This window comes from Pseudorhodoplanes sp. (assembly GCF_059499825.1).
Map to the genome: position 1 here is coordinate 73962 of NZ_JCABZI010000006.1, position 10907 is coordinate 84868.

A 10907-nucleotide genomic window follows, 5' to 3' on the forward strand; every position below is an offset into this window, starting at 1 on the left:
ACACAAAAGGCCCGGCAAGTTGTGATGGGTGAGGGGTTTATTTCAACACCGTTACCCCTCACCCGACATCAGGCGTGGCCAAGTCGGAGATGCCCTCTCCCTCAAGGGGAGAGGGCACTGCGACGGGCACCGGTTTCGCGGCTCCGGAGTCTCATTCATTGGCTATCGTTCCAAAGAGTTTAGCATTGCGGTTTCGCGGGCTCGCACTCCGAAGAGTCTGGGTCCCCGCTTTCGCGGGGACGAACGGGGAGAGGGTCTTCACTTCACCCGCTGTCATGATCTGATCACGTGGTCCCAACTCGAACGGCCAACCCCTGTGCGCCTCCGACAAACCCGGATAGGATCGGCCGGCATGCAGTCACGAGCATAAATCTCGGATGCGCCGGCGTCCGAAGTCCGTCCCCCCGATCTTCGCCGCGCTTGTCGGGCTGGCGCTGACATGGCTCGCCGGATGCAGCAGCGCGGTCATCGACCAGAATACCACTGCTGCACCCCGCGCGCCCACGGGCAGCATTCCCGGCCATGTCTATCTGCTGCGCGGACTGGTCGGCGAGGTGTTCTCGACCGGCTTCTATGATCTCGCCGAGCGAATCAGGGAGAGCGGCGTCGAGGCCAGCGTGCACAGCATGTACGCGCCCGGCAATCTCGCCGGCGAGATCATCGCGAAACATCGCCGCACACCGGCGCCGGTGGTGCTGATCGGCCATTCGTCCGGCGCCGATGCCGCGATCTCGATCGCGCAGCGGCTGCGCGCAGCGAACATCCCGGTGGCGCTAATGTTCGGTTTCGATCCCACACCGATCGCCGGCCGGGTGCCGGACAATGTCGGCGTCTTCATCAATCTGTATCAGAAGACCAATCTGATCGGCGGTGGCGAGGCCGTCGGCGCCAATGGTTTTCGCGGCCGCATCGTCAATGTCGATCTACGCGAGCGGCGCGAGATCATTCACATCACGCTGGATAAATCGCCGGTGCTGCATGCGCTGGTCGCCGGCAAGATCGTCGCCATCCTGCGCCCGCCCGAGCGTCCGACGGCTTCCGCGCGCGGCCGCAATGCCAAAGGCGGCGCGGCGCCTGTTGTTACCGTCACGCCGCTGTCGATGCGTTATGTGGTGCCGCCGGGCGTGCCGATCGTGCTGTGGGACAGCGCGGTTCGCGCAACGCTCGGTCCGGACGAAACGCTGGACGGCTTTGCGGCGCGCATGGGCGCACCGGCCTGGGCGATCGCCAGCATCAATACTGTCAGCGCCGCAGATCCGCCGGCGCCGGGCACGGCGCTGCTGGTGCCGCGCAATGCCTACGATGCCGCGCCATGACATAAAAAAAGCGCCTCCCTTTGTTGTGAGGGAGGCGCATGACATGACGAGGCTGCGATATTGTTTACGCCGCCTTGTCGAAAGCCCGCTTCATGCCGTCCTGCATCGGCTTCACCACGCCAGTGGCGGCCTGCTGCGCAAGACCGGTGAGCTGCTGGCTCTGCTGCAGGAAGGTTTCGAACTGCCGGCGGGAATGCGCCGCCATCAACTCCAGCGCTTCGCTCGGGGATTTCGCGGCGATCAGCCGATGTGCGAAGTCGAACGAGGCATTGGCGTTCTCACGCAGCATCTCGATCCATTGCGCGCGAAAATCGGCCGCGTCGCTGGCGGCATTGACGTAGCTCTTCTGGAACGACTTGCCGGCTTCCTGGGCCGCGGCCTCCGTCTTTTCGGCGAATTCCTTGCCGTAACTGGCGCCCTGCTGTGCAAAATCCTTGAAGGTCTCTGCCGAACGCTCGGTGTTCCGGGTGGCGGTCTGGAGGATATTGTCGGACATGGTACGTCTCCCAAGGGTTGTCATTGCAGGGTTAATGCTGCATCGCGATATAAGTTTCGTGAAAAGTGTGAAAAGACGCTGTAAAATCGAAGAAAGACCGTATGTTGCGGTGCAACCTTTTTCGGCCTCGCGCCGTTAGGCTGTTCCTGACCAAGCCCCGGGGGTTCGATGCGGAAGACGTCTGACCGATTTTCGATGCACAGCCCGAACTGGGACAAGATGCTGCAAGCCGCAGCCCGCATGAAGAACGCGGGCCCTCACGCAGGCCCGAGGCAAGACCATCTCCACGAGGTCAGGGATTTCGGTGCGAATCCGGGCGCGCTGCGCATGTCCGTGCATCTTCCGCCGCGGGTGGCGCGCGGGTCTGCGCTGGTCGTGGTGCTGCATGGCTGTTCGCAAAGCGCGGCGGATTACGATCTAGGCGCGGGATGGTCGACGCTGGCGGATCGCTTCGGCTTTTGTCTGCTGCTGCCGGAGCAGCAGGCGGCCAATAATCCTAACCGCTGCTTCAACTGGTTTCAGCCGAGCGATAACGAACGCGGGCAGGGCGAGGCGCAATCGATCCGGCAGATGATCGACCGCATGGTGGTCGATCACGGCATCGATCCGACGCGGGTATTCATCACCGGGCTATCGGCCGGCGGCGCGATGACATCGGTGATGCTTGCGGCTTATCCCGACGTGTTTGCGGGCGGCGCGATTGTCGCCGGCCTGCCTTTCGGCGCGGCGAACAATGTGCAGCAGGCGTTCGAGACCATGTTCCAGTCGCCGCCGCGTCCGGCCAGTGCCTGGGGCGATCTGGTGCGCGCGGCGTCATCGCATCAGGGTCCGTGGCCGCGCGTCTCGGTCTGGCATGGCGGCATCGATGCCACGGTCATCCCGTCGAATGCCGGCGAGATCATCAAGCAATGGACCGACATCCACGGGCTGCCGCTTGCGCCGTCGTCGAAGAGTGTGGTCGACGGCTATCCGCGCCAGGTATGGGTGAATGCAGCTGGCGACGAGGTGATCGAGTCCTACACCATCACCAACATGGCGCATGGTACGCCGCTCGCGACCGGCGAGGCCGATCATGAATGCGGCGCAGCCGGACCGTTTCTGCTCGAGGTCGGGATTTCATCATCCTACCACATCGCCAGCTTTTTCGGTCTCACCGGCGCGGCCGCACGCAAGGCCTCGGCGCCGAAAGAGGACACATCGGCGAGACCGTCGCCGGGCCGGCAGATCCAGCCGTCCCGTGCGAAGTCTCGCGCGCTGGACGGCGAGATCCTCGCTCCGGACGATGCGGGCCCGCGAGATCATCAGTCGCAGGGCCGCGATGCGCCGCCGCCGCGTTTCGATGTTGGCGCGGTCATCAACAATGCACTGAAGGCGGCCGGGTTGATGAAGTGACCCGCATCGCCGCGACGCAGACAACGTCTCGTCGCGGACGAAACGGCTGATACGGAACCTTTCGCTGCGCCCGGCGTTCCTGCGCGTTGGATCGGGCGCGTTGAATTGAACGCCCTGGATCATCCGTCGGCGATGCGCGGGTTTGCTTATGAAAATGGCAGTTGGTTGCGATCTCGCCTACGAGATCGGGGACGTCACCACGTTCATCTTCAATGTCGCGGTTGCGCAAAGCCGCTCGCATCTGCAACTCGACGAAACCTGGCTGATCGAGCCGGCCCTTGCGGCCGAGACGACGTTTGCCGGCCTGGATAATCGCTACACGCGGCTGGTGGCGCGCAATGGCGTGCTGCGGCTTCGCTACGAAGCCTCGCTCGATCTGCAGCTGACGCTGGACGATCCGCAGGCAATCGATGAGATTCCAGTCGAGAATCTGCCGTTGGACATGTTCCCATACCTGATGCCGAGCCGATTCTGTCCGTCAGCCCGGCTTGCGGAGTTCGCCGAACAGCAATTCGGCCGCCTGCCGAAAGGGCATTCGCGCGTCACCGCGATCTGCAACTGGATCTACGACAACATCGCGTATCAGCCGGGCACCAGCGATCCGTTCACGTCGGCGGCCGATACACTGGAGCGCCGCGCGGGCGTTTGCCGCGATTTCGCACATCTGGGCATCTCGTTCTGCCGCGCACTGAACATTCCGGCGCGGCTGGTGAGCTGTTATGCGGCCGGACTTGTGCCGCCGGACTTTCACGCGATCTTCGAGGCCTATCTGGACGGGCGCTGGTGGCTGTTCGATCCGACGCGGCAGGCCAAGCTCGATGCGATCGTGCGGATCGGCACCGGGCGCGATGCGGCGGAGGTGTCGTTCGCATCCTTCTACGGCAAGGCGCAGATGACCGGCATGTCGGTCTGGGCGCAGCCGGTGGATACCACGAGCGACGTGCGGCCGGTCGCGGCGGTCGCCTGATAAACGAGCGGCAGAACCAAACATCGGTCCCGCCGCTCGTATCGAAAATCTGGATCAGATCAGATCGCCTGACCACCCGACACTTCGATGCGCTGTGCATTGACCCAGCGGTTATCCGCAGACAACAAGCCTGCGATCATCGGACCGATGTCGTCCGGCACGCCGACGCGACCGAGCGCGACGATGCCGGCGAGATGCCTGTTGATCTCCGGATTGTCGCGGACCGCGCCGCCGCCGAAATCGGTTTCGATCGCGCCCGGCGCGACCGTGTTGACGGTGATGCCGCGCGGGCCGAGTTCCTTGGCGAGATAGACCGTGAGCACCTCGACCGCGCCTTTCACCGCCGCGTAAGCAGCGTAACCCGGATAGGCGAAGCGGGTCAGTCCGGTCGAGGTGTTCACGATGCGGCCGCCGTCCGCGATCAGCGGCAGCAAGGACTGCGTCAGAAAGAACACGCCTTTGAAGTGCACGTTCACCAGGCGATCGAACTGCGCCTCACTGGTCTCAGCGATGGCGGCCTGGTCGCCGTGGCCGGCATTGTTGACGAGGTGGTCGAAGGTGTCGCGTTGCCAGGTCTCGCGCAACGCGGTCTTCAGTTTGTCCGCGAACGGCGCAAAGGCGGCGATGTTTCCGGTGTCGAATTCAAACGCGATCGCGGTCCGGCCCATGGCCTTGATTTCGGTGACCACGGCCTGCGCCTCCTCGGCGCGGTTCCGGTAGGTGATGATGACGTCGCCGCCGCGTCGGGCGACACTGAGCGCGGTATTGCGGCCGAGGCCGCGGCTTCCGCCGGTAATGAGGGTGATCATGTTCGACTCCTGTGGTGACCGCCCGGAGATCGGAAAGACCAGGCGCTGCTGCTTGCCGGAATCGCGACAAATCTTGCCTGTTTCTCCAAAGGGCCTGCACAGTCCGGCCGAGACACCTAGATAAGCCTCATGACCACGTTGCTCGATTCCGTCCGTCGTTACGCCGACGCCCATGCCGATGGCCAGGGCCTGGCGCAGACGCCGATTCCCGGCCTGGCGCTGGTGCGCGCCACCGCGCCGAGCGGGCTCGTTCACGCCGTATACCGGCCGCTGGTTTGCCTGCTGGTGCAGGGAAGCAAGAACGTCACCATGGGCGCACAGGACTTCACCTTTTCCGAAGGCGACTCGCTGGTGGTGACGGCGGATGTCCCGATCGTGAGTCGGGTCACCCGCGCCAGTGTCGCGGCGCCGTATTATTCGCTGGTGCTGGAACTCGATCTTGCGGTTATCGCGGAACTGGCGGTCGAAATGGGAGCCGGCCGCGCAACCGACGATGCGCCCATGCGGGTCGAGCCGACCGACGCGGAAGTCGCCGAAGCGGCGGCGCGCTTGATGCGATTGCTCGAGCGGCCAAACTCGGTGCGGATCCTGCAGGCGCAGCTCGTTCGCGAGATGCATTACTGGTTGCTGGCCGGCAAGCACGGATCGGCGATCCGGCGTCTCGGCTGGCCGGAGAGTCATGTGCAGCGCGTGTCGCGCGCGGTGTCGGTGCTGCGCGCGGAATACGCCAAGCCGCTACCGGTCGAGCGGCTGGCAGCGATCGCCGGGATGAGCCTGTCGTCGTTTCACCAGCATTTCCGTGCCATCACGTCGTTGTCGCCGCTGCAATTCCAGAAGCAGTTGCGGCTGATAGAGGCGCGCCGGATGATGCTCGCGGACGGTGCATCCGCCAGCAGCGCAGCATTCGCCGTCGGCTACGAAAGCGTGCCGCAATTCACCCGTGAGTATGCTCGGATGTTCGGCTTGCCGCCGGTCAAGGACATGCGCGCGGTGCGGCAGGTGGCGGAGGCGGCGGAATAGCCAGGCCGCGCGCGAATGCGATCATATGCATTCAGCGCTCCGGCCTCGGATGGAAGGCGACGGCTTCTTCCTGCGCCATCTTGATCTGATCCGGAGCGAGCTTCATCCGGATCTCGGCGGTGAGTTTCAGCACTTCGTTCCTCGCGGTCTCGCTCAATTGCGCGCTTCGACCCGCGATCAGCGCCCATTTGTAAGCGGCGGCATAATCGGCCGGCGTTACGACGCCATAGAAATACTGCGTCGCCAGCATGAACTGGCCTTCGGCATGGCCCTGCTCCGCTGCGCGACGCCACCATGCCATCGCTTCGACCGGCGCCGGCGGGACCTTGGTGTAGAGATAAAACGCCAGCAGTGCCTGCGCCCGCGGATCGGATCGTTGGGCGGCGTCTGTCGCGATGGCGATTGCCTTGCCGATATCGCCGCGGCGATAGGCGGCCTCCGCATCGTCCACGGATGTGCCTTGCGCGGAGGCGCCATGCCAAGTCGCAACACAGACCGTGATCAGGGCGATATGCCTGAATTGCCGCATCGTTCACCCTTGCGCCTTGCTACCGCTTGCAGCAAGTCCGGCGGACGGTCGGGCGCGATTGCGGCGCGGCAATGGCCGCGTCGCCTGACTCGCCGTGTGCGTCAGCCCAGCAGCAATGCGCGGACCACCAGCGTCGCGCCGGTGACAATCAGCACGACGCTCAGCACCCGGATGAACTGCTCGCGCGACATGTGCAGGGTGATGCGATGGCCCGCATAGAGCCCGGCCAGCATCGCCGGAACCAGCATCAGCGCCAGCAGCGGCAGGGTGAGAGTCGTGTACAGGCCGGCAAACGCGAAGATCACAAGCCGCGTGAAGGCGGCGAGCGCGATCAGGACGCTCACCGTCGCGCGCACCGCATCCTTGTCGTCGAGCCTCCGGCTCAGATAGATCGCATAGATGAAGCCGCCGCTGCCGAACATCGCGCTGAACACGCCGCCGATCGCACCGAACGGCACGACCCAGAGCTGGCTGAGACGGCCCTTGAATGACGGGCTTGCGAGCGACCAGATCGCATAGCCGACCACGAACACGCCGAGCGCCAGCATCATCGGCCGCGGCGGAATGACGAGCAGCAGATATCCGCCGAGAAGGCTGCCGCCGATCAGCAGCGGAACCAGCCAGATCATCTCGCGCTTGGCGATCTTGTCGTTCAGCTTGACGCCGTTGATGATCGCGGCGGTGCAGTCGAGCAGCGCCAGCATCGGCACGATAAAGGCGACCGGCATCACCTGCGCCAGCACCGGCGCCGCGATCAGCGCGGTGCCGAAGCCGGTGATGCCGAAGATGACATAGGCTATTGCGAGCGTCGGAACGGCAATGGCCAGCGTGGTCCAGAACGAGGGGAGATCGAGACTTTCAATCACGTGCGCCCGTTCTTCTCGATCTTATGCATTCCGCCGGGTGGCGGCATTCTCGAGCGCCTTCTCGACGCTTGCGACGTAATGCACCGAGCGCCCACGCAATCCCGGCAGGCCGAACGCGCGTCGCACATTGGGGCGCACGCCCGCGAAATACACTTTCGTGCCGGCCTTGTGCAGCCGATGCACGAAGCGTTCGAGCGCCGCAGACGCGGTGATGTCGATGAACGGCACATCGGAAAAATCGAGGACGAAAACCCGCGGCGGATGGACCACGCGATCGAGCATGATGTTCACCCGCGCCGTCGCCCCGAAAAAGAACGCGCCGCTGATGCGGTAGACCATCACATCGGCCGGCATGATCTGGCCACGATAAGCCGGCCGCCCGTTTTCTTCGTCGGAGACGTCGTCGCGCACGAATCTGGCGCCGCCCTGCACGTCGATCGCTTCCGCCATCCGGTGCATGAACAGGAACGAGCCGAGCAGCACGCCGACGCCGATGCCGGTGAGAAGATCGACAAATACCGTCAGCAGGAAAGTCGAGAGCAGCACGACCGCGTCGGCGACGGAGGTGCGCAGCAGGAGAGCGAACTCGGCCTTGTCGGCCATGCCCCAGGCGACCACCACGAGCACGCCGGCCAGCGCGGCCAGCGGCACATAGGCAACGAGCGGCATTGCGACGAGAACGAAGACCAGCAAGTAAAGCGAATGCATGATCCCGGCGACCGGCCCGCGTGCACCGGCGCGGATATTCGTCGCCGTCCGTGCGATCGTGCCGGTGACCGGCATGCCGCCGCTGACCGCAGCAGCGACGTTGCCGACGCCCTGCGCGACCAGTTCGCTGTTTGAACGATGGCGCCGCCCCGACATGCCGTCGGCAACGACAGCCGAGAGCAACGATTCGATGGCGCCGAGGATCGCAATGGCGACCGCATCAGGGGCGACCGCCTGGATCTTCTCGAGGCTGAATGTCGGCAACGCGGGCGTCGGCATTCCGGACTGGATCGCCCCGAAGCGCGAGCCGATGGTCTCTACAGGCAGACCGAAGAAATATGTAATCAGCGTCGCGGCGACGACTGCGATCAGCAGAGTCGGCCAGTTCGGACGCAGCCGTCTGAGCAGGACAATTGTGGCGACCGAAAATATCGACAGGCCAACGGTCACCCAGTTGACGGTACCCAGTCCGTGCCAGAGCGCTTCGACCTTGTGCAGGGTTTCGGGCGGATCGTTCGTCAGCGTCAGGCCGAACAGGTCGCGGACCTGTGTGACCAGAATAGTGAGAGCGATGCCGGCGGTGAAGCCGACCGTGACCGGATAGGGGATGTACTTGATGTAGGTGCCAAGCCGCAGAAAGCCGATGATGAGAAGCAGGCCCCCCGCCATCAGGGTCGCCAGCATGAGGCCATCATAGCCGTGCCGCTGCACGGTCAGGGCGACCAGCCCGATAAAGGCCGCGGCGGGCCCGCCGATCTGAAAGCGGCTGCCGCCCAGGAGCGAGATCAGGAAGCCGCCGACAATGGCGGCATAGAGCCCGCGCTCGGGGCCGAGACCCGCGCCGATCGCGATCGCCATCGACAGCGGCAGCGCGACAATGGCGACGGTCAGTCCGGCAACGGCGTCGGCGCGCAGGCCATCCAGCCCATAGCCCTCGCGCAGCACGGTGATCAGCTTGGGGGTGAACAGGTCGGCAAAAGTCGGTTCGCTGCGGTGGCCCGCAGGCGCAGTCGCGTCCATCTCCACCCTCAAATGGCTAGATCGGGAACTTTATAGCCGATTTGAGCGCGATTCCGATCCGCGTCTTTGCTACGGCTCAATTGCGTCAGGCGACCAGCTTCAGTCCGATAATGCCGGCGACGATCAGCCCGACGCAGGCGAGGCGCAGCGCTGTGGCCGGCTCCCCGAACAGCACGATCCCGAGAATCACGGTGCCGATGGCGCCGATGCCGGTCCAGACCGCATAGGCGGTGCCGACCGGCAGATCCTTCAGCGCCAGCCCCAGAAAGCCCAGGCTGACGATCATGGCGGCGCCAGTGCCGAGCGAGGGCCAAAGCCTGGAAAAGCCGTCGGTGTATTTGAGGCCGATCGCCCAGCCGACCTCGAACAGGCCGGCAATCAGGAGGTAAAGCCAGGGCAGTTGGGTGGACATCCCGCATCTCCATCACGGGGCAGGGCCGTCCCTGCGGGGTGGGCGCGGAACATCGCGGAGGCCGTCCTCGCCGGCCCAGATAGGGCTGCCGGGTGGCACAGGCAAGCCGGTCTCGACTTGCGACGAAAGGCGCCGGAAAAGCCGGTGTTTTTGGATCGATTCAGGGCGTTCCCTATGTTGCACCGCCGTCATTGGCGTGTTAGCAACCGCCTCGATTTCGCAGGGGCAAAAGGTCGAGGGAGCCGGGCCTCCCGTGACGGCCGGCGGAATCGGAATTCCCCTTGAATTCCAATGGTTTGATTCGCCGCTCATGCGACGGCATCAGGCTTGCGGACAGCACGCGCGCTAAAGGTCAATGGCAAGCGAACAACCGATTGTTGCCGGAGTGGCGGGGCGATATGCCACCGCGCTTTTCGATCTCGCCCTCGAGGAGAAGGCGCTCGACAAGGTTCGGGCAGGCCTCGACCGGTTCGAGCAGATGATCGCCGGCAGCGACGACCTGAAGCGGCTGGTGCGCAGCCCGGTCTTTTCCGCCGACCAGCAGGTGAAGGCCCTTGTGCCGATCCTGCAGACAGCCGGCATCGACGGCATCACCGCCAATTTCATCAAGCTGGTCGCGTCCAACCGCCGCCTGTTCGCTCTGCCGCTGATCATCCGGGCGTTCCGCGCCCTGGTCGCCAAGCATAAGGGCGAGGTCTCGGCCAGCGTCACCGTCGCCGAACAGCTGTCCGATGCGCATCTGAAGTCGCTGAAGGACGCCCTCAACGCCATCACCGGCAAGGACGTCGACCTGAATGTCGAGGTCGATCCGGCCATCATCGGCGGGCTTGTGGTCAAGCTCGGCAGCCGCATGGTCGACACCTCGCTCCGCACCAAACTCAATTCGATCAAGACTGCCATGAAAGAGGCTCGCTGATGGACATCCGCGCCGCAGAAATTTCCGCGATCCTGAAGGATCAGATCAAGAATTTCGGCCAGGAGGCGGAAGTCTCTGAAGTCGGCCAGGTGCTGTCGGTCGGCGACGGTATTGCCCGCGTCTACGGCCTCGACAACGTCCAGGCCGGCGAGATGGTCGAGTTCGAGAATGGCACGCGCGGCATGGCGCTGAACCTCGAAAGCGACAATGTCGGTATCGTTATTTTCGGCGCCGACCGCGAGATCAAGGAAGGCCAGACCGTCAAGCGCACCCGTTCGATCGTGGACGCGCCGGTCGGCAAGGGTCTGCTCGGCCGCGTGGTCGATGCGCTCGGCAATCCGATCGACGGCAAGGGCCCGATCAAGGCCGACAAGCGCATGCGCGTCGACGTGAAGGCGCCGGGCATCATCCCGCGCAAGTCGGTGCATGAGCCGATGGCGACCGGCCTCAAGGCGA

Annotated in this window: 11 protein-coding genes and 1 pseudogene; 6 read left to right on the forward strand and 6 right to left on the reverse strand. The window is 64.4% G+C overall.

Annotated features, from left to right (window positions below; genetic code table 11):
- The first annotated feature begins 377 nt into the window (after nt 1-377).
- Nucleotides 378-1316 carry a hypothetical protein gene (locus AC5I5I_RS10750; protein ID WP_495972749.1) on the forward strand — a complete coding sequence of 313 codons (939 nt, stop codon included), beginning with the start codon at nt 378-380 and terminating at the stop codon, nt 1314-1316.
- A 64-nt stretch (nt 1317-1380) separates the two neighbouring features.
- Here the strand turns inward: AC5I5I_RS10750 and AC5I5I_RS10755 are convergent, their stop codons facing one another.
- The gene (locus AC5I5I_RS10755; protein ID WP_495972751.1) at nt 1381-1812 is read right to left on the reverse strand and encodes a phasin family protein; all 432 of its coding nucleotides are present in this window, start codon (nt 1810-1812) and stop codon (nt 1381-1383) included.
- 240 nt (nt 1813-2052) lie between these two features.
- On the opposite strand from AC5I5I_RS10755, the gene AC5I5I_RS10760 reads away from it, so the two are divergent.
- On the forward strand, nt 2053-3204 hold the full coding sequence (locus AC5I5I_RS10760) for an extracellular catalytic domain type 1 short-chain-length polyhydroxyalkanoate depolymerase (RefSeq protein ID WP_495972777.1): 1152 nt from the start codon (nt 2053-2055) through the stop codon (nt 3202-3204).
- A 148-nt stretch (nt 3205-3352) separates the two neighbouring features.
- Entirely contained in the window at nt 3353-4171 is an 819-nt protein-coding gene (locus tag AC5I5I_RS10765; protein WP_495972753.1) for a transglutaminase-like domain-containing protein, read from the forward strand.
- Between the two features lie 59 nt (nt 4172-4230).
- Here AC5I5I_RS10765 and AC5I5I_RS10770 read toward each other — a convergent pair whose 3' ends face one another.
- Complete coding sequence (locus AC5I5I_RS10770) at nt 4231-4980, reverse strand: SDR family NAD(P)-dependent oxidoreductase (RefSeq protein ID WP_495972755.1); 750 nt, start codon at nt 4978-4980, stop codon at nt 4231-4233.
- 129 nt (nt 4981-5109) lie between these two features.
- On the opposite strand from AC5I5I_RS10770, the gene AC5I5I_RS10775 reads away from it, so the two are divergent.
- Nucleotides 5110-6000 (forward strand): AraC family transcriptional regulator, encoded by an 891-nt coding sequence (locus tag AC5I5I_RS10775; RefSeq protein ID WP_495972757.1) that lies wholly within the window; start codon nt 5110-5112, stop codon nt 5998-6000.
- Between the two features lie 31 nt (nt 6001-6031).
- On the opposite strand, the gene AC5I5I_RS10780 is transcribed toward AC5I5I_RS10775, so the two are convergent.
- The 4 genes from AC5I5I_RS10780 to sugE form a co-directional block, all read right to left on the reverse strand.
- Nucleotides 6032-6529: a tetratricopeptide repeat protein gene (locus AC5I5I_RS10780; protein ID WP_495972759.1), complete on the reverse strand. Its 498-nt coding sequence runs from the start codon at nt 6527-6529 to the stop codon at nt 6032-6034.
- A gap of 101 nt (nt 6530-6630) precedes the next feature.
- The gene (locus tag AC5I5I_RS10785; RefSeq protein WP_495972761.1) at nt 6631-7395 is read right to left on the reverse strand and encodes a sulfite exporter TauE/SafE family protein; all 765 of its coding nucleotides are present in this window, start codon (nt 7393-7395) and stop codon (nt 6631-6633) included.
- A gap of 21 nt (nt 7396-7416) precedes the next feature.
- Entirely contained in the window at nt 7417-9123 is a 1707-nt protein-coding gene (locus tag AC5I5I_RS10790; protein WP_495972763.1) for a SulP family inorganic anion transporter, read from the reverse strand.
- Between the two features lie 85 nt (nt 9124-9208).
- Nucleotides 9209-9535: a quaternary ammonium compound efflux SMR transporter SugE gene (gene sugE, locus AC5I5I_RS10795; RefSeq protein WP_495972765.1), complete on the reverse strand. Its 327-nt coding sequence runs from the start codon at nt 9533-9535 to the stop codon at nt 9209-9211.
- 355 nt (nt 9536-9890) lie between these two features.
- Between sugE and AC5I5I_RS10800 the strand changes: the two genes are divergently transcribed.
- Entirely contained in the window at nt 9891-10451 is a 561-nt protein-coding gene (locus tag AC5I5I_RS10800) for a F0F1 ATP synthase subunit delta (protein ID WP_495972767.1), read from the forward strand.
- Nucleotides 10451-10907: pseudogene (locus AC5I5I_RS10805) on the forward strand (F0F1 ATP synthase subunit alpha); the annotation flags it as partial. The gene AC5I5I_RS10800 and the pseudogene AC5I5I_RS10805, both read left to right, overlap by 1 nt.